The organism is Alteromonas sp. W12 (genome assembly GCF_001924945.1).
Classification (GTDB): Bacteria; Pseudomonadota; Gammaproteobacteria; order Enterobacterales; family Alteromonadaceae; genus Alteromonas; species Alteromonas macleodii.
This window is the reverse complement of sequence record NZ_LQXH01000013.1, coordinates 143481-167916: the sequence shown is the minus strand read 5'-3', so window position 1 is coordinate 167916 and position 24436 is coordinate 143481. Positions and strand designations below refer to the sequence as shown.

The following is a 24436-nucleotide window of genomic DNA, read 5'->3' as shown; positions in this document are numbered from 1 at the left end:
AGATCCTAGACTAATCTAGACTTAGCAACACAAGCCAAAAAAAGCGCACTTAGGTGCGCTTTTTTTATGCCTGCGATTTAGTTCGTGATTGTTGTGCCCTCTGAAACACGCCGTAAAGCCATCCATGGCGGCTTCGCAGCAGCGTCCCTGCTGCTGAGAGTTCTAGATTGAATAAGCGCCACCCCTTTGGCATCTATAAAGCTTGGTGAGAGGGTAATAACACGCCGCGAACCCATCCCCGCTTTTATGTAAGAGTTCCTGAATCGCACCATGCGTTGTCGGAATTAAAGAGGCTCAGCATTCACTCCCCTCTATCGGTATAAGATAAGCATGAAGCGAAGAAGTGGAAATTTAACGCCTTTGTTGTGATACTGTAACAATTAAAGGGTACTATGCTCTGTTTATCAGTTTTGCGAGATTTTCATGATTACACGACGCCAGTTTTTAGTGGGTTCTTTGGCATTTGGTGGCCTAGCTAGCAGTGCTTTTGGTAAAAAGTTGGATTTGGCGTCTATGCCGATTAGTGAAGGCTATGGTGCACTAATCGCCGACCCTCAAAAGCTGCTCGATTTACCTAAAGGCTTTAGCTATAAGGTTATATCAAGCCTTGGAAATAGCATGTCTGATGGTATGCATGTACCTGACAGAGCGGATGGCATGGGGTGTCTTCCTATAGAAGGTACTAGCGACAAGGTTGCGCTAATACGTAACCACGAACTGCACCCCAAACACTTAAGTGCTCAGCCAAAGTCTATTCAAAAGCATACTAGCGAGTTGGCCTACGACAACTATCATAGTGGGGTTGCTTTACCAGGCGGCACCACAACCATGGTGTACAACCTTACCACGCAAAAGGTAGAGCGAGAGTTTATTAGTCTTGTTGGAACGGTAAGAAACTGCTCGGGCGGCATTACACCTTGGGGGACGTGGCTAACCTGTGAAGAATCTGTAGACCGACCTCATGGCCCGAACGGCGATGTGGTAAGCAAAGATCATGGCTACATTTTTGAAGTCCCCGCAAACGCTGACTCACTCATTGAAGCTAAACCGCTTAAAGCAATGGGTCGTTTTAATCATGAAGCGGCTTGTGTCGACCCCAAAACCGGTGTTGTCTACCTTACCGAAGATCAGGGTGACAGCTTGCTGTATCGCTTTGTACCTAACGAGTACGCTAACTTGGCAGCTGGCGGCCAATTAGAAGCCCTGGTAGTAAAAAACAAACCTCAGTTTGATACACGTAACTGGAGTTCCACAACTATGCCATTGGCGACGTGGTTCGACGTTGAGTGGATAGCATTAGACAATCCAGAAAGCCCGAACGATGACCTACGCGCTAGAGGATATGAGAAAGGTGCTGCCTTATTCGCTCGCGGTGAAGGTATACATTGGGGGGAAAATGAGCTTTATTTTTGCTGTACTAATGGTGGCCAAAAGCAGCTCGGTCAGGTGATGAAACTTGTTCCTTCTGCAGATGGTAAACAAGACAAGCTTCAGCTATTTTTAGAAAGTGAAGACAAGAACTTATATAACTTCGGCGATAACCTAACCGTATGTCCAAACGGGCATCTATTGGTGTGCGAAGACCAATATACTGATATTGTTGATAATCACTTACGCGGTGTTACACCAAATGGAGAAGTGTATAACTTTGCAAAGCTCCATGCGCAAACTGAACTTGCCGGCGCGTGTTTCTCGCCTGACGGCAATACGCTTTTCGTGAATATTTACTCTCCAACGAAGACCTTAGCTATAACCGGGCCATGGCTTGAAGGTTAGAGAGCAGATATTAAGGGTTATCTAGTAAACTGGCGTCATTTATTCTTATTACTTTAAAACGGCGCCGTTATCCCCCAAGTGTGAACTGCAAATTTCTATCGACCTTTCTTTCGTCACGCGTTATTTACTTACTTTCATGCCTTTTCTCGATTAGCTAGTATCTTTATAATTAAATAAATTAATTGTTTGAATCGTTTTAACCCGTTTTAATAGTTTTGCTCAATTAATGATAATGCTCTCAACTTAAGAAGGAGAGCCAAATGAGCGCACTATTAAAAAAGCTAACAACGGCGAATAGCCACCGTGTTTCCTCCACAACTAATCAACCCATTCGAACGCAATGCAATTACGCTGATAACTATTATGGCGACCAAGTTTGCGTAGAAGTCAAAGCCCCTAAACCTCGTACCAACCTTCATGTGGGAGTACAGCTGTGAGAACCTCAATGAAATCAACGTTAACTAAGTTTGTCCTAGGCGGCGTAGCTGCCAGTATGCTTACCTTAGGCGTAAGCGCCGATACACTAACACGTCAAAATGGTGCCCCCGTAGGCGATAATCAAAACTCGCAAACAGCAGGCCCATGGGGACCGGTTTTACTACAAGATTCGCACCTTATTGAAAAGCTAGCGGCATTTGACCGCGAGCGTATTCCTGAGCGCGTTGTTCACGCACGTGGTACAGGCGTTTACGGATATTATGAAAACCTGGTCGACCTTTCAGATGAAACACTGGCTGCGCCGTTTCAATCAGCGGGTAAAAAGACCGACGTTTTTGTTCGTTTTTCATCGGTAGTACATGGTCATCTGTCACCTGAGACGCTGCGTGACCCGCGTGGCTTTGCGGTGAAGTTTTACACCGAACAAGGTAACTGGGATCTCGTCGGTAACAACTTCCCGGTTTTCTTTATTCGCGATGCAATCAAGTTCCCAGATATGGTGCATGCATTTAAACCATCGCCGGTAACGAACAAGCAAGAGCCTAAGCGCATTTTTGATTTCTTCTCGCACGTACCAGAGTCAACGCACACGTTAACTATGCTTTTCTCTGACTACGGCACACCGGCAAGCTATCTAAATATGGATGGTTCAGGTGTACATGCTTTCAAGTTTGTTGATGACGAAGGTAATTACAAGTACGTGAAGTTCACATGGAAGTCGAACCAGCCAATAAAGAACTTTACCAATGAAGAAGCCATGAAAGTGCAGGGAATGGATATGCAGCCGCATACTACCGACATCTACACGCGAATTGGTGAAAAAGGTGAAACAGCGTCTTGGGATCTTTATTTACAAGAGCTGGAGCCAGAGCAATTGGATGATTTTGAGTTTAACCCACTTGATACCACTAAGATTTGGCCTGAATCGCTTGTGCCGGCTAAAAAGATTGGTCGTCTAGTGCTTAATCGTGTACCAGATAACTTCTTTGAAGAAACTGAACAAGCGGCATTTGCACCAAGCAATTTAATTCCTGGTATTGAGCCGTCAGAAGACAGAATGCTTCAAGGTCGATTGTTTTCGTATGCGGATACACAGCGCTATCGCCTAGGTGTAAACGCGTACCGCATTCCGGTTAATTCACCTAAAAATGCGGTTATTAATAACCACGAACAGCATGGTCAGCTTCGAACGACTAGCACTGCGCGCGACGTGAATTATCAGCCAAGTCGACGTCTTGATCTTAACGAAGATCCAGCGTTCCGTTACTCAAGCAAACCGCTTGCAGGTATGACGCAACAAATTCCGTTCTACAAAGAACAGAACTTCAAGCAAGCGGGTGAGTTTTTCAGAAACCTAACTAAAGAAGGTCAGAAAAACCTAATTAGTAACTTAGGTGGTGCGTTGGCATCGGTGCCTGAAGAAGAAATTCGCGTCATTATTAGTGCTTATATGTACAACGCTGATAAAGACTACGGTGCAGGTGTAGCAAAATTAGCGAAAGCACCAATGTCTAAAGTTCGTCAAACGGCGAAAGACTTAATGGAACAGCAAGCTGCACGTGCCGCTAAAGCAAAGCAAGTTGCTGAAAGCCTAACCGCACTAATGCAATAAGCTAAGTAGCAATAGGGTTGGGAGTTACATCACAGTGTTGAGTAACTCCCATTTTTCTCAAACAATTCTTCTTTAACAATCTTTCTGTAACAGCTTTACTGAAAACAGTTTTGTAGTAACCAAATTTAGATTTACCAGTAAGGGGGCACAATGTCTTTTTTAAAGCAAACACTTACGGCAGCACTGTTCGTCGTTGCCACCTTCACCAGTTTTTATACGAGTGCGGTAAGTGACGCAACCACTCAAGCTGATACTCAACAAAGTGCAACTAGGCCTAATATGGAGACCTTGAAAGCACGTTATTTTGATGCAGCGCGGGAAGGTGATAGCGCCATGCTGAGTGCGTTTTATCAAGCCGGTTTAGATGTTAATGTGGCCGATGAAAAAGGCTACACCGCGCTTATTCTTGCGGCGTACCATGGGCATACCGACACCGTGAACTTTCTTATCAGCGAAGCTAATGCCAGCCCATGTCAAGAAGACAACCGCGGAAACACCGCACTTATGGGGGCCATATTTAAAGGTCACGTCAGTGTAGCTAAGCAATTGGTTTTTGCCGATTGCGATATAGATGAAGAAAACGAGCAAGGCCAAACGGCGTTGATGTTCGCAAGCCTTTTCGATAGACAAGAAATTATCAATACGCTTATCGATAAAGGGGCTAACCCAGCTCACATGGATAAAGCGGGTAATTCGGTAGCGGATATCGCTCTTTCGCAAGGTAATTACGAACTAGCAAAAGTACTACGCGAACAAAACGCTAATTAAACCACGTCATATTAGATAGCATTGAATACAACTAGGGGGAACTCCCTATTTGTATTCAATGCATTAAGTTCAATACTAAGCCCATAAGAATTTAGAAGTGGGTTTACTATGAAGTCATTAATTGCCGCTGTGTTCGTTCTGTTTTCTATGCCTTCTTTCGCTGGCGTAATTACCTATGATTTCACACGATTAGTGTTAGGTGACGAAGCTGACCAAACCAGCTTAATTGGGCAAATCACCTTTGATGAAAACGAAACCCAGTTCAATATGAATACATGGCTATCGTTTTTCTTTCAGTTAAAGTTCGATAACGTCTCTTACAACATTCTAGAAGAAGACATCGCTGAATTTGCAGTAGTTGATTTAAATAATGGTGTGTTTGGTGATGAAAGCGGTGAAGGATTTGAGTTCTACATTGAAGATTCAAGCGTTCCCTACGAATTCACTATTAGCTCAGGTTTAGCCGGTCTAGGCGAAACAGACACCTGTGTTTTCTTTGACGGTGGCGACCGCTGTGCGGGTGGCTTGTTTCAAGTAGTTAAAACTGTTGAATCTAATAATGGCTCAACTCAAGTGAGTGAACCTGCTTCTTTTGCCACTGCGATGCTAATTCTGTTTGCGTTTACTTCAATGAGAAAGCGCAAACAGTAATCCTTTTTAAGTTAATGTGTTTCTGGTACCTCGTTCGTTCCCTCCAACATATCTATGTTTCTCGATAGTTGGTGTTTTTAGCCCTCCTTTTGTGAGGGCTTTTTTCTTTTTAAGTTTCTGCTTTTTCAACGCTTTTATAAATTACATCGAATAGGGGGAACTCCCCATAGTTTTGCTTCTTTGGTTGTTAAATACTCAAGGGGTACTCAAAGAGAGGTGTATTATGAAGTTCCTTAATAACAAAACAGTATTATCAGTAGCTATTGCTTGTGCCCTACCAGCGAGCATGGTGAATGCAAAAACTTTCGATAAAACATTGGCTGATGCGCTTGCGGCTTCGCCACTAGAACTACAACAAGTTATTGTTACATTTGAAGGTAAGGGACCTGCCACAACAGAACAAATTACAGCACTTGAATCGTTAGGTATCACTGGAGGTGTTAGCCTACGTAACGTGCCTATTGTTGGTGTGTTAGCCAACAAACAGCAAGTTGAAGCGCTTTATCAACGCGATGATGTGGTGTCAGTGTGGAACAACGACCCACTAGAACTAGAAAACCATGAGTCTACCCAAATTACGGGTGTACAGGCACTACAGGCTGACCGTGACATTCGCATAAATGGCATGCCGGTATCAGGTAAAGGCATTGGTGTAGTAGTAAACGACTCGGGTGTTGACGGCACACACGGTGATTTAGCATTCCCTGATCACGTAGTTCAAAACGTCTTAGCGCAAGTAAACTTAAACAGCTACAGCGGCATTTTACCGATTACATACCAAGAAAACGTATCTAACACCGATATTTTAGGCGGTCACGGAACGCATGTGGCAGGCACAGTAGGCGGTAATGGCGCCAAGAGCGGTGGCTTGCATGCAGGTGTAGCACCCGGTGCAGACATCATTGGTTATGGCTCGGGCGCAGGTCTATTTATTTTAGATACGATCGGTGGCTTCGACTACGCGTTAACACACCAGTTCGATTATAACATTCGTGTTATTTCTAACTCGTTCGGTAACACTGGCGATGTAGGTACAGAATTTAATCCAGATGATCCAACAAACGTTGTGACTAAAGCACTGGCTGACAACGGTATTATTACCGTGTTCTCGGCAGGTAACTCAGGCCCAGGCGAATCGACAATTACCGGTAACTTCAAAAAAGCACCTTGGGTAATTACAGTGGCTGCGGGCAACAAGCAAGGGGAGCTAGCTGACTTTAGTTCTCGCGGTGTCGACGGAAAAGGCGGACAAGCGGTTGTTGATGGTGAAGTGTTCACGTGGGAAGACCGTCCTACCGTAACGGCGCCAGGTGTAGACGTTATTTCTGCTCGTGCATCACTGTCTAGCTTAGGCGGTTTAAGTGCAGCTGACGACGCTGAAATGATTGAACCACAACACCTACCGTTTTATACCGTATCTAGCGGTACTTCAATGGCTGCGCCGCACGTGTCTGGTATTGTTGCACTAATGCTAGAAGCAAATCCAAACCTTCAGTGGGAAGATGTGAAGCGTATTCTTCAGGAAACCGCAACACCAATGGCAGGTATGGACGAGTGGGAAGTGGGCGCTGGTTATGTTAACGCTTATGCTGCGGTAACTGCAGTGCTTGACGGTGAAGAAGTATTCGGCGATACCGTGAAGAAAAATCGCGAATTTAACGCATTTGCTAATGTTGCTGAAGGCGATAGCTTTACGCTACCTACGACTTACCTACCTGTTGGTGAGTCACCTGTAGAAGAGTTTGAAGTAACGTCTGACGTATCTATGGTGGTGGCGAGCGCGTCAATTGAAACGGCTACGGCGTTTGTACTGGAAGATCCAGCAGGCAACCGTTATGGCTCTGGTATCGGCCTACCTGTTTTAGGCTCTTCTGTTGGCACAGCTGCGCCGGGTATGCCGGGTACATGGAAACTATATAGCCGCGGAATTGGTAGCATTAGTGGTGTGTCAGTTGACCCACTAGGTGTTACAAACGGTGTGGGTATCCCTGGCACTAACGATGTGAATATTCGCTTGTTAGTCACATCAGGTTACACCGGTATTGATGATGCAGTAGGTCATCCCGCTAAACCTTTCATTGAATACGTCGTTGCTAATGAGCTAATGGATGCAAAAGAAAGTGGGTTTGCGCCAGACGCACCACTAACTCGTGTAGAGCTTGCTGATACGTTGGCGCTTAGTGCAAACCTTCGTCAAACAAACGACGGTAACACAGTTAACTACACCGATGTGAGTGCAGAAAATGCTGCAGCGGTAAACTCTGCGACAGCGACAGGTGCGGTGTTGGGAGATTTAGAGATGAATACTCAGCCCGTAATGCAAGCTGATGGTGACTTCTTTGGTAGCAACATGCAGGTGAGCAAAGAAGAAATGGCGTACTCAATGGTTCAAGCATTAGGTCTTGAAGATGCAGCGCAAAGCTTTGACTCTCAGAAGGTTATCGCAATTGTTCTTGGTGAAGCGGTGGAAGTTGAAGACACCGATGCGATTGCTCCTGAGTATCGCGGCTATGTTCAACAAGCACTGGCTGCAGGGCTAATGCAGGTAGAAGTAAAAGTAGAGCAAGGTCCATTTGACCTACAGCCTACGCTTAAAGCCTTCTTTAATCCACAAAATGGGGTATCAAGAGGCGAAGCCGCGTTTATCCTAACGCAATACACAGAACTTTAGTCCTTTGAGGCGAGGGCCGGTTGTAACATTCAAAACACGCGGTAAACCCATCCATGGGCGCTCCACAGCAGCATCCCTGCTGCTGAGGGTTTTGAATGCCACAACCGGCCCTCACACACTTTTTAGAGAGGGGTGGCTGAAGTAAGGCCCCTCTTTTTTGTTTAGGGCTTTAATTACCGCAACCAGCATTCGCTGAATATGGAATATGGTAGGGGGGAATGGAAAAGAGTTCCACACTGAGAATAAATCCCAACTATTCTAACAGACCTGCTTTTCCTGCCATTCTGATAAGTTCTGCCGAACTGCTTAAATTAAGCTTCTTATAAATATTACTGCGGTGATTTTCTGCAGTTTTAAGGCTCATATCTAATAGCTCAGCAATCTTCTTACTGGTGTTGCCTGCAGCAACTAAGAAAAAAACTTCTCGCTCTCTTCTAGTTAATACGCTTAGCGGCGATACGTGCTTCTGACATTGATCGCTAGATGACTGGGTTAGTTCATCGGGAAAACAGGTTTTGTTTGCGGCCACTTTCTTGATGGCTTCAACCAGGCTTTCACCGGAAGATTCTTTTAATATGTAGCCTTTAGCGCCTGCGTCGCGCATGGCTTCAATGTATTCCACTTCGTTGTGCATAGACAACACAAGAATTTTCGCATCACTACGCTGAGATAGAATTTTATCAATAGCGACCAGACCACTCATACGTGGCATCGAAATGTCCATCAAAATAACATCTGGCGAGAGCTTTAACACTGCAGCGATTAATGCGACACCATCGTCGCATTCTCCCACTACGCTGATATCTGGGTTGGCATTTAGCATTTGAGACACGCCTTGACGCATAAGCACATGGTCATCGGCTAGCACTACACGAATTGTCATACGGGTACCGTTACTGTTGTTCTGGTGCCTTGCCCTACTGCAGAGTCTATTTCCAGTGTCGCATTGAACGCTTCTGCTCTGTCGCGAATACTAGAAAGGCCAATGCCGGGCTCTATGGCTTTACTGTCAAACCCTACACCATTATCAAGAATATCCAAACGAATAACGTGATGATGGTAAGAAATTGATAAAGTAAGGTTGGTGGCCTCGCTGTGTTTTATAGCATTAACCAGCGTTTCTTGCGCAATTCTAAATAATAATGTGCTTATATCTTTGGGCAGATCAGACGGTACGGCAATCTCGGTGTGATATTCAATATCTTCACCACTAAGCAAATTTCTACAAAGCCAGTTAAGTGCTGGTTTAAGACCTAAGTCATCAAGGATTGTTGGGCTCATTAGCCGCGATAATTGTCTGACATCATTTAACGCCATTTCAGCGATGCCGTGTAGTGCCTCAAGTTCCGGCGATGAGGTTGATAATGCTTGCAGTCTTCGTGTCAGTCCTGTGAGAAGCTGACCAATCCCATCATGTAATTCCCGAGAAAGCTTCGCTTTTTCTGATTCTTGTTGAGCCCACAATCGTTTTGCGAGCTGTTGCAAAACCTCTTGGTCGGCATCTAATCGAGCCTGAAGTGTCGCCTGTAGCGCTTTAATGTTCTCTATCTCGGTGGCCAAGTCAGTCAAAATAGGCGTTCCTGTAGTCTCCAACCTGTTGCTCAGGTAATTGAGATAGCCATTTGGATGTTAAGTCATCCACCGTGTCTTCTTTACCTGGTATGGCGCGATAGTAAAGGTGGTTACGCCAGTAGGTAGGATATAACGCTAATTTTTGCTTTAACTTTTCGATGGACTCTTCATCACCTAGTGACGCCTTTACGTATAGCCACTGCAGGTAAGGCTGGTAGTAGGTTGGTTTAATGAGCGAGCCAAGCTTCTCCATGGCGCTGCTATTTTCATTCAAAGAAAGTCGCTGCTGTATGTCGAGCAGAATTTTAATTTCAGTGATTACCGGTACGTTGGTGTTATCGACAAGTGTAGTGTAGATCTCGTCACGTTCGTTATTTAGTGTGCCTTTATGATGCTTCAATCCCAATGTTAACCATTGATAAACGGCAAATTGCTCGTGGCGCTCTTCGCTAATGGTAGGCGTCACGGTTTCAAGACTGTTTTCTAGGCATAACCAGTTTGCGGTAAGTAAACACATCTCTCCCTGCCATAGTAATACCTCGGTTTGGGCTCTGACATCTTCAGAAGCCTGAGCTAAGCGCCTTGCGTCAGCGGCGTGCTGCGTGGCTTCAGTCAAATTTCCGTTTGCAAAGTTTAAGTAGCTGAATAGCAGGTGGTTATAAAGCTTTTCTTGATTGTGCTGTGTACCGAGTCGTTGCTCGACAGTGGTTAAATAATTGGTGGCGGTATTCTTGTCCCCTTTTACCAAACTCAATTGTGCAAGATTTTGATGGGTTCGAAGTAAGTGAGACTCGTCCCCATTTCTTTCAAATAGCATTTTCGCCTGCTGCCAGTAAATCTCAGCTAGAGAGATATCTCCAATTAGAAAATGCATATAGGCCACATTGCTCATACTTTGCGGCTGAAGTACCTTGTCATCGGTTTGCACACGAATATCAAGACCGCGTTTGTAGTACTCTAACGCTCTTGCGAACTGGCCTCGCTCTTCAAACATAAAACCTAGTGTATCGTTTACATGGGCTTCTTGTGCCAAGTCACCTAAATCGTGGAGTAGTTTTACCGCTTCTTCTAATGACGCCTCTGCAGTGGCATAGTCGCCCGTAAGAGATGTGGCAATGGCGAGGTTGGCTAAGGTTTTAGCCCGCTGAGAGGGCTGCGTTTTTGCATCACGCAATGCCAGTGCGTCTTTAAAATACTGCGCTGCAGCCACATTGTCAGCTGTACGTAGGTAAGCAATACCAAAAGCGTTAAGTACTAAACTCTCGCCTCGGGGATTTTTTGCTTGACGAAACGCTACGAGTGCTCGAGTTAATGAGTCGCTGGTGGCAGTTTCAATGTCCCCATTAATAATTTGCAGACGAGCAAGTTCAAACCAAAGTTGTCCATTATTGGGGCGAAGGACTAAAGCAGCTTTATAGTCGGACATTGCTTTGGCATCTTCGCCAGCCCACTGATATATGTCTGCACGCATCGACAGCAAGTCTGGTCTGTCAGGGAACTGAGAAACAAGCGCATCTATTGATTGTTGAGCAAGAGACAGATCTTCGTTTAGCTCTGCTCTTAATAGCTCGCCCTGTAAACGCCAATACACTGCCAAGTCAGAGAGTTGGAATAAAGTTTCTACCGCTTGCCTGGCACCGTCATAGTCGCCCGTATTTAAATCGTTTCGAGCCTTTGCCACCCATCCACCCGGATAGTCCGGTGTGGTTGCTATAATCGCCTCAACGGTGTCTGCGCTATTTAACGCTTCTCCTTTTTGCCAAGCGGTATCCAAGGCATCAAGGTAGCGTAAGTCAGGAAGTGGTTGGGGCGATTGCGTTTCGATGGCGTCAAATAACGATTGAATGAGCTTGTTAGCAAATACACTTAAATCATCTGACAGGGTGTTTGCATTTACATTATGCGACACGGTAAAAATAGGTTTGTTAGCGGGCATACTAAGTACGCTGGCGTGAAGTAAGTAACTATCGCTACTGGTAGGCGTAGCATCAAGTAATAATACGCTGTTTACCGACGTGGAAGCCGCTAAGTCTACTCTGTCATTGTCGTTATTAAATGGGGATAACGCTAAGTTTGACATCAATGTTTGGGTTTGCGCTTTATCATCTAAAACAATGTGAGGATGAGTAGACAGGGGATAGCGCAGTAACGTGTTTATCGTATCCAAAAGTGGATATTGAGGGTCATTGAGTACGAGTAGCTGAATAGGAGTATCAGAGGGCAGTCTGGGTTGCGTTTTTTGATACCAAGAGTAAGAAAAAATGCTGGCGCTAATCACAAGTACCAATATGGCAATGGCGGAAAAAGTGACAAGGGTTTTGTAAGTTACATTAGCACTGCCGTTATCGCCTGATGAGCTAATGTTAAGCGCTTGCTCCAAAGAGAGTCTCTTCACTGGCAAATGGTGTGTTAATTGATCAATACAAGCTCTGCGTTTTTTCGTCCACAGGTAATGAGAAAAGCCCAATCCTTCTTTTTGGACACAGCCCAGCATATCTTCTAACACTCTTCCTAAGCTGTAGGTGTCAGAATGTTCGCTCGCTTTTCCAGTTTGGATGACTTCAGGAGCGGTATAGCGTTGGTGTCCGCTCGTTTGAGCGCCAGATGCAGCGCTCTGCCCAATTCCAAAGTCGATCAGTTTAATGTCTTCATTGTGATCAAGAAGAATATTGTCTGGCTTTATATCGCCATGTTTAATGCCTATCGATTTACAGGCCAACAGTGCCTCAACGAGCTGTTGCTGCCACTTGTCGAAATCGGCTTTGCTGATAGGTTGTTGAATGCGTGTATACAGAGGCTCGCCTTCAATAAACGCCATTGTAAAAAAGGCGGTATCTCCATCAGAGAAAACGTCATGAACACGGATGATATTAGGATGCTGTAGTTGCCTAGCAATGTTGACTTCATTGCGGATGGTTTGCATTTTAACCGGGTCGCTGGCGCCACCCTCAATGACCTTAAGTGCAACTTTCACATCAAGTAATTCATCGATGGCGCTGAAAACGGTGGCCTGAGCACCTGAGCCAAGTTGTTCAACAATTCGAAACCGGTTAGCTAGACGGGAATTTGGCGCAATAGAAGTCCCTAAAGCAAGCGCCTCAGTTTTAAGAGAATTGTTTTGCGACGAGAATACATCGGGCCTGTTCAAAGCCTTCTCCACACTTCACTAACCACTACAGCGACGCAATCGAATAGACGAATTGCGTCACTAAATTGTTATTTTTATTTTAGCTTATAAGTGAAAGTTTATGCTCAATTGTGTGGAATAACAAACGCATCGAAATCATATTCGCTAAAGAGGTGGCAAAATCTATGTCCGTTTGGGTAAAGTAACGGCGTCCCAGCGTCGAGTCTGCGTACAATACGCCAACGGGCTTTTCATCAATACAAACAGGTACACAGATGGCAGCCTGAATGCCGTGACTGATTATACTATGCTGCTTGTTTAACGATTTGTCGCAAACAATATTGCCAATGGCACGAACAGCGTTAGCTTGCATGCACTGGTTGATGATAGTACGGCTACCGGTAAAGTCCTCACCTTGCATCCAGCTTTCATAGCCTATCCCGAGTTGATAGTTATTTATCTTATCAAACAAAATGAGTGATGCCCGTTCACACCCTAATGATTGGGTTAAACATTCTCTGGCAAGGTTAATAAGAGCAGTACTGCTATTACACTGTTGAAGCTGCGTTTGGTACTGCTTTAGTTGTTGCTTTCTCCACTCTCGTTGGCTGTCAAGTTTGACCACATTATTGAGCGCAAGGGGAGTAAATTCACAGGGTACTGGACCAAGCTGTAATACATGGGGTTTGTCTAGCGTCAGGTGCTTTATTTGAATTCCCGCACTGAAGCACCCTGTAGAGCTCATGTCATTTAGCTGCCAAACGTGATCGTTGTCAGCTTGTTTGTTTGCTCGTAATACAATATGAGAGCGAGAAACTTGGGGGTGGGGTATAACGATGTCTGCGCTTTCAGCGCGGCCGACCTGATACTCTCGACCTTCAAAAAGCAAGTGCTCACTTACGCTTCCGTTATTTTCTGTAAAGGCTATTTGTAACGGCATGGCATATTCCTCGTCGCGTCACTGGTGCCATCTCCTCCCATCTGTTTGTATAAAATTACACAAATAAGAGAGTTTCTTGCTTATCAGTGACGCCAAACGCTGGTTTAATTGCTCTGGTTTCGACGCAATTAAACGTTTCAGTCTCCAACTTGATTTACAATGTTCTTAAGCTAAAGCGTAATGTTTGTAGTTGAGTAAGTAGTAAACCTTTCACGTTCACAACGTCACCACTTGAACGCCATACATCTGCAATTTCATTGCCAGACGCATTATCAATAAGCGATATAAGGCTATCTACAGCAGCCAGTGCCGCATCGTCATCGTTTACCGCCAATGCCGACTGGACATCGTTTATTCCACTGTCTATGGCTGCCTCTAATAGCGCAGCAATTTTATTGCGATTGCCATTTACGATCGTGCTTAAAGAAGCAACTTTGTCATTGATAACAGAACCTGATGGGCGATTATCTAATAAGATAATAAAATCTGAAAATTGTCCTGTGCTGCCGCGTGCACGAAAACTGCCTGATGACGTTAACGTTGTTATGTCTTCAAACTCGCCACCGTCGTGAGACGTAAACAAGCGCCATGGAATGGTTGGCGTGTAGTGAATAGCTTTAGTGTAAAGCTCAACCATCGCTAAACCTTCAAATCCAAAACCAGCGTCAGCTTTCGGAGAGATTGATACAAGAACCGGAAAACCCGAAACAGCGCTTGTTAGTGCTGAGGGCAGGCGGTCTGTAATGGTCAAATCTGTGGGATCAAGCAGCTCAGCGGTAATGTCAATGTTGTTAGCATTTAGGCCAATACTGTTTTCGAACTCTACAGTTAAATCTACTTCAATTAAGCTGCTTAGCGTCAGTTTTGCCTGAATCTTATTGTCGTCGACAGTGAGAGTTGCAGGCGTGACTACCTGTGCTTGTGCAGTGGAAAACAAAAGTAGAGCTGTGGTGGCAACAACGGTGGTAAGTTGTCTGAATTTCATCGCAGTAAACATCATAGGATGACCTCTTTCAGTATTGGTTAAAATTTAACCTAAAATGGTGCCATTATCAATTAATATAATGGCACCGTTTTCAGTGGTTTGCGATTTTATTCGAAATACTGAGCAAAGAAGCGCGAAGCCAATACAGCGTAATGCGCTCTGGTTATAACCGTATCTGGCGCGAAGCTCGCAGTGATAGTAGGCGTGATGCTGAATGGACTTTGCTCTACACCAAACTCTGCGTTAATCAACGACAAAGTAAGTGCTAACTGAACGTAGCCTTTCATATCAGCCGGAATACTGTCTTGATCTTCTAGCACAATTTGCTCACCGTTATAGTCAACAACGATGTCGGCGTTAGGGTCAAAACTAAGTGCTGCTTCTTCCAAGCCAAGCATCTGTACCAGTGAGTAAGCGATATCTAGCTTAGTAACACTAGCGAACGGGTCAGCACTACCATTTTCGCTGCGAAGTACAGGAGACTGTGTACGAAGCTTATCTTTAAGTGCGCCACCTTTAACCATTACTGATTCAACGAACGCTTTGTCAAAACCAGGTACTGAACCAATATTAGGACGTTCTTCATTCAAGAGGTCACGGTACTGTCTAACGGCTCCACCCATAACCGCATAGCGCGCAAAGTCCTTGCGTTTAAGACGCGCATCAGGTGAGAAGCCTCGACTATTGATGGCGTCCATTAAGCGCTCACTTACCGCGAACTCTATGGCGTTTTGTTGAGGGTGACCTTCTACGTCGTCCATACCTTCAAAGCCGCCGCTATTTTCGAACGACACGGTGACGTTAAATGTTTCAGGTAAACCCGGGCCGTTAGTTAAACCTAATGGGTCAGCTTCTACACCAGAGAGTGATGTTAAACCATAAACATATACGCCCCACGTACCAGGCATGGCTGGTGCAGCAACACGCATGGTGGTAGAAAGTACTGGCGTAGTTAAGTTACCGCGATATTCAGTGCCGTCAGGGGCTACAAGAACAAGCTTGGTCAAATTTGCAAAACTATCGGCAGACGCTTTAACAAGTACCTCTTCTGTACCTACTTCAAAAGGAATAACCTCAGGCTCTCCTACCGGTGAATAAAAAACATCGAAGTTTTCTACTCGATCGCTGGTGGTTACAAGTGCATTTGCCTTAAAGCTTTTACCATCTAAGTTATTAACCGTGACTTTATGGTCCATATCTTCAAGTAGGGCAGCAGCAACTGCTGAACGTGCATTAACGTAACCCGCTCCGACTTCCCAGCGCTCATAACCAGGCATGTTAGTGGCTGTCTCTTGCAGCAAGCGCTTAATGGTCGCGTTATCAAGATTCGGGTTCGCTTCCAGCATCAATGCGATAATGCCTGAAACATGCGGTGTCGCCATAGATGTGCCAGAAATCATGGTGTAGAAAGGAAGGTTCTGAGGTTCAATTGCATCTATGTCTGCGTCTCCACCATTCGCGGCGGCGTTCAGTACGGCGCGAGTAGAGATAATGTCCACACCTGGAGCGACAACAGAGACTTCGTTGTTATACGTCCATTGCGTGCCGTCAGGCATTGTAAAGTCTCCAGTCTCGCCTTTTAATCCGCGAGATGAAAAGCCAGCGAGTTTTCCGAACTTGTCACCCGCACCTACAGAGATTCCCCAAGGAATTTGTGCATATGGGTTATGCGAGTCTTCACCAGGGCCATCGTTACCTGCTGCGAATACACTAATCATTCCCATGTTATGTGCTTTGTAACTTGCCAACGAAACAGGGCCGAGTGGTTCGTACTTGCCGCTAGAACCCCACGAGTTGCTGATAACTTTGATAGGGTTGTCGAAGGTGTATTGCTTGCTAATTGCGTAGTCGAAGCCGCCGATAGTATCTAAAAGCAGCACTGCTGCGCCTGAACCATAGCCAATGATGTCAGCATCTGGGGCTGCTCCACGGTGCTTGCCATCAGACATTACACCGCTACCCGCGATAGTACCGGCAACGTGTGTGCCGTGTCCTGAATTTAGGTCGGTATTCACTTGGTTTGATAGTGTTGGACCCGTTACGCCAACGATAGAAAGCGCACCCGGATTCAATATTGCTTGCACGTTATCAACCACAGTATCGCCAAAGAAGTGGTCTTGGTGAGAAGCGTCGATACCTGAATCAATCACTAAAATAGTGGAGCCTTTACCAGTGAACTCAACGTTGTTTCTTGAAGCAAATCCTTCGCCTTGCAAATCAGCAACGCCTGTGATCTCACGTGCATCAGCGTTGTATAGCTTCATTTCACGGTTCGCAAAAACTGATCGTACACCGTCGAATTGAGCAATAGCCTCAATTTGCGCCTTCGTTGCCACCACACCAATAATTGGAAGGTTCTTAAATTGCACGCCTTCTGTAATACCCAAGTTTAATAATTGCGTAATTTGTGACTCGGCAAGTGGTGACATTTGATCGTACGTAACAACAGCCATCAGCGATTCAGCAGGGGAGAGCGACACAAGTTTCTCAGCCATTTGTGAGCCAATGTAGGCATCGGCAAGTGTGTGGGCTGACGGGCTTGCTAGCATAGCTGCAGCTAACGTAGATAGGGCGAACTTCTTCATATTCTTCTCCAAATTCTTGAGGCTGCGCTTTTTCTTAGATGCTTAAGACAATCATTTGACTTGTTGTGTCGTTAGCATTACCGAACGCGTTTATGTTGCTGAAGCGCATGGCATTCGTGCCATGTACTTAATTAAAACGCGGCGTTTTTGGATTAACGTCATCGCAGCAAAGTACGCACTAATAGTGGCCGTTTGAATTTTGTTCGAACATAGGGGTTTCACCCTAAATGTGTGACTTTTTTTGATGTAATAATGTGCAAAATTGCTACAAAGGTTTAATAAAAAATGTCACGTTAAGCACCTATAGTAATGGCGTATGTTGGCGAAATTTAAACATTTATTAGTTTTTGTTTATGTCTTGTTCGCTCTGTTTTCTCCCAAGAGGAGTTTGTCATGAAGTTTGATTCAATTAAGTCTCGATTGGTTTTAATGACCCTTATCTGTGTTATTGGAATGGCTATGCTGGTGATAAGTCAGCATTATTTCACTCAGCGTTTAATTGGCTTAAATCAGCAGCGAGATGCGCTACTGAGAATGGGGCAAGATTTGCTTCAGATGAGACGACACGAAAAGGATTTTTTACTTCGCCACGACACCGATTACTTTGACAAGTTTCTTCAGCAGTCGTATTTGTTCAAAGGGCGACTTACTACCCTTGTCCCCATGTTCAATGAATACCGTCTTCCTGTGGCCGATGTCGAAAGCTTGTCTGCCTCAATGGAGGCCTACAGCGGGGTATTCCAACAGGTTGTCTCTCTTCAAGAGCGAATTGGGCTCACACAAAATGACGGGCTGAGAGGGCGTATTTCCGAGCTAGAAAAGGTACTCAACGAAGGGGCACTTTCTCAAGACCCATTATCAAGAGAGTTGTTAACCAATATTCAACTCGCCACGCGAAATTATCAAATAACCCAAGAAGGGTATTATGCGAAGTTGATGAACGAAATGACTGAGCGTTTAGTTGCTGATTACCGCAATAGTTCGGCGCTTGATGAGTCATTGATACAATATAGAGAAGCGCTGTTGCAATTAGTTGATGCGTTCACAACCTTTGGTGTAACTCACAATGAAGGCCTTCGCGGAGAGTTCAGACAAAGCGCACATAATGTGGAGACACAGCTAAAGGGTGTCGATACCGCATTGAAACCTATGATTGAACAACAAGAAGGCCAAGTGCGTGTTTACAGTCTAAGTATTGCTGCGCTCACGTCTATCGTGTTAATTCTGGTATTGATCAAGAGTTTTGCGACATTTCACCGCGCTTTTGTTAACTTTCTTACTTTCTTTTATCGCTGTAAGCGTCAGTATCAAATGATTGATACGAGAAAGTTAGGGTTTGCAGAGTTAAAATCACTCGCAGAATTGGCGAATGAAATGGTCGAGTCTAAAAGAGATATTGAGGCGCGGCTAGCAAGTGTAGAAGCCGAGTTGGCCACTAAGAAAGCCTCATAACCACAGAGGGCACTTTTATTTCTTAAGCGGTCGACTCATTATTGCATCAATAAGGTATAAGCCAAGCAAGGTAGAAGCAAAAATGAAGTTTAACCGCTTAGGAAATAGCGACTTACAGGTGTCGGATGTGTGTTTGGGCACAATGACATGGGGCATTCAAAACACCCAGCAAGATGCAGACGAGCAAATGGCGTTTGCCCTGGATAAAGGCGTGAACTTTGTCGATACGGCCGAAATGTATCCTGTTCCCCCAAATGTAGATACCTATGGCGATACAGAGCGCATTATCGGTAATTGGATTTCGCGGAACGAATCAAAGCGCTCTGACATTGTTTTAATGACTAAAATTGCTGGCAGCGGTTTGAAGTACATTCGCAACGCAGGGCCCATTACAGCTGACGCTATCGCAAACGCACTCACCTATTCATTAGAGCGCTTAAAAACCGATTATATCGACGTTTACCAGCTTCATTGGCCGAATAGAGTTACACCTCATTTCGGTAAGCATTGGCCGGATGGTGCTGATCCAACCAAAACCAATCGAGAAAAAGAACTGGATGGTATGCGTGATATCCTTTTAGGCATTAAGCGCGCGCTGGATGAAGGGAAAATTAGACACTGGGGGCTGTCAGATGACACGCCTTGGGGCATTCACGCCTTTCTTACACTTTGCAAAGAGCTGGATATGCCGCTTCCAGTTTCTATCCAAAATGAGTTCAGTTTACTTCATGCGAAAGACTGGCCTTATGTAATTGAAATGTGTGAACTAGAGAACATTGCTTACCTTCCGTGGTCGCCGTTAGCAACGGGTATGTTAAGTGGTAAGTATCAGGATGGAGCCAGACCGGAAGGTAGTCGTTGGACACTAGCTCAGCGTATGGGGTTATTTAGAGATAAAGCGCCAGCGCAGGCAGCTACAGCAGAATATATGAAGATTGCAGAAAACGCAGGAATAACACCTTCGCAGCTCGCGTTGGCGTGGTGTAAGCAAGTGCCTGGTGTTACCTCAACAATTATTGGTGCTACCACTGTGCCTCAACTTAAAGAAAATATAGACGCGTTTGATATTTCACTTTCGAAGGAAACATTGGACGACATTCACAGTGTACTAAGGCAGTATCCTTTAGGCTTCTAAGCGAATTTATTTTCTTCCTAAGAATGGCGGGGTAGTACTTCACTCCCCGTCATTTTTGTGTAATACGCACGTCATATTATGAGTTTTTCAAGTATGAAGTTGTGCGTATTATGTCAATGATTGACCCTCAACTAGCCCAGAACAGCGTGCTAGAAAAAGCACATAACTGGCGTAAGTGGTTTCTTTTAGCCTTGTTAGTCTATGTGATGTTATTAGCTGTCAGCATGATTGGCAGCGGATTCAAATTTGCTACTGGCGATCACGCGAAATCTCTTTTTAGTTTTGCTTCTAATCCTGTCATGGGATTGATTATTGGTATGGTGTGTACCGCACTTATTCAGTCTTCAAGTACGGTTACCTCTATTATTGTCGGAATGGTAGCGGGTGGTTTACCCATAACTATCGCTATACCCATGATGATGGGTGCCAACATTGGGACCAGTATTACCAACACCTTGGTGAGCCTTGGTCATGTTGCAAAAAAAGATGAGTTTCAACGAGCCTTCAATGCGGCCACTATTCATGACTTCTTCAATGTACTGTCGGTACTAATTTTCTTACCTCTTGAAATGGCGTTTGGTATTTTGGAGTTTTTAAGTGCCCAATTGGTTGCGCTTCTCCATACTGGTGAAGCCATCGGTGTGTCTGGTGTTAATCCTATTAAAGCGATGACGCAACCGGTAACAGACTTAGTTACACAAGCATTCTCCTTTTTACCTTCTATTTATCCGGGCGTAGCGAAAATAATTCTTGGCATTGGCCTTATTATGTTTTCAATTACCTACATGGGTAAAATTATGAAATCACTTATGGTGGGCAAGGCAAAGGCGCTATTGCATACCAGCATAGGAAAAGGTCCGCTCTCTGGAATAACGTCGGGTGCTGTGATGACCGTGCTAGTGCAATCCTCGTCAACGACTACATCGCTTATGGTACCTTTGGTTGGTAGTGGAATTTTAAAAGCTAAGGATATCTATCCGTTCACATTGGGCGCGAATATAGGTACATGTATCACTGCGCTTATCGCAGCGTTGGGTGTAGTGGGGGTAAATAGTGGATTTGCACTACAAATAGCGCTAGTGCACCTGATTTATAACGTTCTGGGCGTTACGCTTATTTACGGGCTGCCTTTATTGCGCAATATTCCGCTCAATTTGTCTTATCAATTATCAGTGATTGCGGCAGAGCGGAAAATGTACGGCGCAGCTTATATCGGTGGCTTATTCTTTATTATGCCTTTGGGTATTATCTTCACCACTATGTAGCTGACGTAGTGCGCCATTCTATTTTCTGTATGCACAAAAAAACGGCGCTGATGAGCTCAGTGCCGTTTCTCTTTTTTAACCTAGCGCATTTCTTAGAATGCGTATTTTGCTGAAACTTGGAAGCGGTTCATGTCGCCTTCAAGGCCGGCTTCAATCTCACGCTTTGCGAAAGCGTATTCAGCGCCAACGGTTAGCGCTTTAGTTGGCGAGTACAAGTAGTTTACACGTGTACTATAAGTGCTTTCAGTGGTGGCTAAACCTGTTAATGATACGTCATTGTCTGCTTCAAACGCCGAGAACATGATGCTACTGCGCGCTTTTTCGCTCCACTTGTGACGATACGCAATGCCGTAACCTGTTGAGTCTATGGCTTCAAGGTCGCCGCTTTCGGTAAGTACTGCACCATTAACTGCGTTTAGCGCAGAGTATCTGCCTAAACCTTTACCCGTGTTGAACGTGAAGCGAATATCGTCGCCATTAGACAAATTGTATTTACCGGTTACCGATACACCAAAGCTGGTTTCGTCCGCATCAATGCCAGCGGCATTATCATAAGACAACTGTCTTAATAAGCCCGCAACTTTTACATAACCCCAGTCATACTTTGACGTATAGGCAGCTACAAAGTCTGGAACGCTGTTGTCGTCACTCGTAATTCGGCTACCACCGCCAAATGGCGTAATGGTTGATTCTGGGTTTTCAAGCGCAAGCTGAAGGCCGCCGTTGGTATATCTCACCATAACTTGACGACCAAAGGTAATACCGTCAGTCGTACCAATGAAATCAAGAGACTCTGGTAGTGAACCAACGTCCATGAATGTCGTCCAAGTTTGACCTACCAACCAGTTTTTGTAGGTAAGGTATGCATGGCGAACACGAGGCACGTAGGAGTTACTGATACGCTCATCACCGCCGCTCGTTACAATGAAGTCGAGCTCGAAAACACCGTTAATGGTATCGCCTTCAGCAGTTGGAGTAGAAGTAGCAAAGCGGAATCGTGACGTTCTGATATGCGCGTCAAATTGTGGATCTTCGTCAACGCCACCAACAGGTGTTAGTGAAGGAATATAGAAATCGCGACCTACGCTACCTGATGCAATGGTGCCATCTGAGTAGTCACTAACCATAGCGTCGACTTTAATGTAGCCTGTGAATTTCACACTTGTGTCGCCGATTGTTGCTGCTTGTGCTGCACCTGTAGATGCTGCCAGGCACAGCGCTACTGCTGTAGCCGTATTTTTTATTTTAGCTTTCATCGTGTCTGTTCCAAAAAAGTGGTTAAATAAATGTAAATTCAACGTTAACATTGCTGATTGTGTACTTATTATCTCAAAATTAAATAAGCCAATGGTCGCATAAGACTATAGTCGTAATACTTTTTTAGTAGAACCTTAGTTGTATGCTGCTAAGACCAAAGTCTCATTTTGCTTTGTGGGTGAATGGCTAGAGTGTTTCACCATACAACAAGAATTTTACATCATTGATATTGGAGGCAATCTTTATGACCGCCAGCAAAACTTATCCTGTGCCTGAGAACATTCTTCAGTCTACACATTTAACCGCATCTCAATATGATGAGATGTATAAGCAATCTGTAGAGCAACCTGAAGCGTTCTGGGCTGAGCACGCATCCATGCTTGAGTGGTATCAAAAGCCCACCAAAATTAAAAACACAATGTTTGGTGAAAACGATGTGTCTATTAAGTGGTTTGAAGATGGTGAGTTAAATGCCAGCTATAACTGTATTGATCGCCATCTAGCTGATAATGCCACAAAAGTCGCCTTTCACTGGGAAGGTGACTCACCAGAAGATAGCCAAGATATCACGTATCAACAAGTGCACTATGAAGTTTGTAAATTAGCGAATGCACTTAAAGAAATGGGCGTAGCAAAAGGTGATCGTGTTGCGATTTACATGCCGATGGTACCTGAGGCTGCCTACGCCATGCTAGCGTGTGCCCGAATTGGTGCAGTGCACTCGGTGATTTTCGGTGGATTTTCACCTAACGCTATTGCCGATCGTATCAACGACAGCAACGCCAAAGTCGTGATTACTGCTGATGAAGGCCGTCGTGCTGGAAGAAGTATTCCACTGAAAGCGAATGTGGATAAAGCACTGTCTGGTGATGCGTGTCCGTCTATTACTCATGTGTTAGTTCATAAGCTCACAGGAGGAGAAGTAGACTGGAATGCTAAGCACGATGTGTGGTGGCATGACGCTGTTGATGGCGTGTCAGCGCAGTGTGAACCAGAGGTAATGAACGCGGAAGACCCACTGTTTATCCTTTATACATCAGGCTCTACTGGAACGCCAAAAGGTGTAGTACACACCACGGGCGGGTATCTCTTATATTCTGCGATGACCTTTAAATATGCCTTTGACTACAAAGAAGACGATGTTTATTGGTGTACCGCTGATGTAGGCTGGATCACAGGCCACAGCTACATGGTTTATGGCCCTATGGTGAACGCCGCATCACAAGTGTTCTTTGAGGGTGTACCAACCTATCCAGACGTTAAGCGTATTGCTCAGGTAGTGGAAAAATACAAAGTAAATAGTTTATATACCGCGCCAACTGCTATCCGCGCATTAATGGCCCACGGAGATGTTCCAGCTGAAGGGTGTGATGTCTCATCGCTTCGTCTGTTAGGAACAGTAGGTGAACCTATTAATCCTGAAGCATGGGAATGGTACCACCGCGTAATTGGTATGAGCCGTTGTCCTATCATCGATACATGGTGGCAGACAGAAACAGGTGGACACATGATCCTGCCTTTACCTGGCGCTACGGAGTTGAAGCCTGGCTCAGCGACTCGTCCATTCTTCGGCATTCAGCCTGCGCTATTTGATGCTGACGGTAATGAGCTTGAAGGGGCAGCAGAAGGTAATCTTGTTATTAAAGACAGCTGGCCTAGCCAAGCTCGAACGGTTTATGGCGATCATCAGCGCTTTATTAACACCTACTTTAGCGCGTACAAAGGTGTGTACTTCACCGGTGACGGTGCTCGTTGCGACGAAGATGGCTTCTACTGGATCACCGGTCGTGTAGATGACGTGCTAAACGTTTCTGGACACCGTTTGGGCACCGCTGAAATCGAAAGTGCACTTGTTGCCCATCCTAAAGTGGCTGAGGCTGCCGTTGTTGGCTTCCCACATGATATCAAAGGGCAGGGTATCTACGTTTACGTAACGCCAAATGAAGGGGTTGAAGCAGATGAAGCCCTTACTAAAGAGCTTAAGGCGTGGGTGCGTCAAGAGCTAAGCCCGATTGCTACACCTGATATGATCCAATGGTCTCGCGGATTACCTAAAACCCGCTCTGGTAAAATTATGCGCCGTATTTTGCGTAAGATTGCCGCCAATGAGCATGAGCAATTAGGTGACACATCTACGTTGGCGGATCCATCGGTTGTTGATACACTGATAGAGGAACGTCTAAATAAGTAGAAACTAAGGAT

General features: G+C 45.0%; 17 protein-coding genes. 10 read left to right on the top strand and 7 right to left on the bottom strand.

The window, feature by feature from the left end; translation table 11 throughout:
* The first annotated feature begins 423 nt into the window (after positions 1 to 423).
* The 6 genes from AWH61_RS19250 (at position 424) to AWH61_RS19230 (ending at position 7916) form a co-directional block, all read left to right on the top strand.
* The gene (locus AWH61_RS19250; RefSeq protein WP_075177949.1) at positions 424 to 1776 is read left to right on the top strand and encodes an alkaline phosphatase PhoX; all 1353 of its coding nucleotides are present in this window, start codon (positions 424 to 426) and stop codon (positions 1774 to 1776) included.
* 260 nt (positions 1777 to 2036) lie between these two features.
* Positions 2037 to 2213 carry a hypothetical protein gene (locus tag AWH61_RS20185; protein ID WP_155279885.1) on the top strand — a complete coding sequence of 59 codons (177 nt, stop codon included), beginning with the start codon at positions 2037 to 2039 and terminating at the stop codon, positions 2211 to 2213.
* Positions 2210 to 3826 (top strand): catalase, encoded by a 1617-nt coding sequence (locus tag AWH61_RS19245; protein ID WP_456251762.1) that lies wholly within the window; start codon positions 2210 to 2212, stop codon positions 3824 to 3826. The genes AWH61_RS20185 and AWH61_RS19245 overlap by 4 nt, the downstream gene beginning before the upstream one ends.
* Before the next feature lie 150 nt (positions 3827 to 3976).
* Positions 3977 to 4594 carry an ankyrin repeat domain-containing protein gene (locus AWH61_RS19240; RefSeq protein ID WP_075177947.1) on the top strand — a complete coding sequence of 206 codons (618 nt, stop codon included), beginning with the start codon at positions 3977 to 3979 and terminating at the stop codon, positions 4592 to 4594.
* A 108-nt stretch (positions 4595 to 4702) separates the two neighbouring features.
* Complete coding sequence (locus AWH61_RS19235) at positions 4703 to 5245, top strand: hypothetical protein (RefSeq protein ID WP_014977495.1); 543 nt, start codon at positions 4703 to 4705, stop codon at positions 5243 to 5245.
* A 223-nt stretch (positions 5246 to 5468) separates the two neighbouring features.
* Positions 5469 to 7916 carry a S8 family serine peptidase gene (locus AWH61_RS19230; protein WP_014977494.1) on the top strand — a complete coding sequence of 816 codons (2448 nt, stop codon included), beginning with the start codon at positions 5469 to 5471 and terminating at the stop codon, positions 7914 to 7916.
* A gap of 253 nt (positions 7917 to 8169) precedes the next feature.
* On the opposite strand, the gene AWH61_RS19225 is transcribed toward AWH61_RS19230, so the two are convergent.
* The 6 genes from AWH61_RS19225 to AWH61_RS19200 all read right to left on the bottom strand — a co-directional run bounded on the left by AWH61_RS19225 (position 8170) and on the right by AWH61_RS19200 (position 17125).
* Complete coding sequence (locus tag AWH61_RS19225; protein WP_014977493.1) at positions 8170 to 8799, bottom strand: response regulator; 630 nt, start codon at positions 8797 to 8799, stop codon at positions 8170 to 8172.
* On the bottom strand, positions 8796 to 9485 hold the full coding sequence (locus AWH61_RS19220; protein ID WP_075177946.1) for a sensor histidine kinase: 690 nt from the start codon (positions 9483 to 9485) through the stop codon (positions 8796 to 8798). The genes AWH61_RS19225 and AWH61_RS19220 overlap by 4 nt, the downstream gene beginning before the upstream one ends.
* Positions 9478 to 12636 carry a protein kinase domain-containing protein gene (locus AWH61_RS19215; RefSeq protein ID WP_075177945.1) on the bottom strand — a complete coding sequence of 1053 codons (3159 nt, stop codon included), beginning with the start codon at positions 12634 to 12636 and terminating at the stop codon, positions 9478 to 9480. The genes AWH61_RS19220 and AWH61_RS19215 overlap by 8 nt, the downstream gene beginning before the upstream one ends.
* A 79-nt stretch (positions 12637 to 12715) precedes the next feature.
* Positions 12716 to 13555 (bottom strand): GAF domain-containing protein, encoded by an 840-nt coding sequence (locus AWH61_RS19210; protein WP_075177944.1) that lies wholly within the window; start codon positions 13553 to 13555, stop codon positions 12716 to 12718.
* 154 nt (positions 13556 to 13709) lie between these two features.
* Positions 13710 to 14555: a DUF6689 family protein gene (locus tag AWH61_RS19205; RefSeq protein WP_014977490.1), complete on the bottom strand. Its 846-nt coding sequence runs from the start codon at positions 14553 to 14555 to the stop codon at positions 13710 to 13712.
* A 92-nt stretch (positions 14556 to 14647) separates the two neighbouring features.
* Positions 14648 to 17125, bottom strand: a complete 2478-nt coding sequence (locus AWH61_RS19200) for a S8 family peptidase (RefSeq protein WP_075177943.1) — start codon at positions 17123 to 17125, stop codon at positions 14648 to 14650.
* Positions 17126 to 17518: 393 nt separating this feature from the next.
* On the opposite strand from AWH61_RS19200, the gene AWH61_RS19195 reads away from it, so the two are divergent.
* From AWH61_RS19195 to AWH61_RS19185, 3 genes are all read left to right on the top strand, one after another.
* Entirely contained in the window at positions 17519 to 18577 is a 1059-nt protein-coding gene (locus AWH61_RS19195; RefSeq protein WP_075177942.1) for a chemotaxis protein, read from the top strand.
* 82 nt (positions 18578 to 18659) lie between these two features.
* Positions 18660 to 19712 carry an aldo/keto reductase gene (locus AWH61_RS19190; protein WP_075177941.1) on the top strand — a complete coding sequence of 351 codons (1053 nt, stop codon included), beginning with the start codon at positions 18660 to 18662 and terminating at the stop codon, positions 19710 to 19712.
* 110 nt (positions 19713 to 19822) lie between these two features.
* Positions 19823 to 20977 (top strand): Na/Pi symporter, encoded by a 1155-nt coding sequence (locus tag AWH61_RS19185; protein ID WP_075177953.1) that lies wholly within the window; start codon positions 19823 to 19825, stop codon positions 20975 to 20977.
* Between the two features lie 92 nt (positions 20978 to 21069).
* On the opposite strand, the gene AWH61_RS19180 is transcribed toward AWH61_RS19185, so the two are convergent.
* Entirely contained in the window at positions 21070 to 22233 is a 1164-nt protein-coding gene (locus AWH61_RS19180; RefSeq protein WP_014950826.1) for a DcaP family trimeric outer membrane transporter, read from the bottom strand.
* A 245-nt stretch (positions 22234 to 22478) separates the two neighbouring features.
* On the opposite strand from AWH61_RS19180, the gene acs reads away from it, so the two are divergent.
* Positions 22479 to 24425 (top strand): acetate--CoA ligase, encoded by a 1947-nt coding sequence (acs, locus tag AWH61_RS19175; RefSeq protein ID WP_014950825.1) that lies wholly within the window; start codon positions 22479 to 22481, stop codon positions 24423 to 24425.
* Positions 24426 to 24436 lie beyond the last annotated feature (11 nt).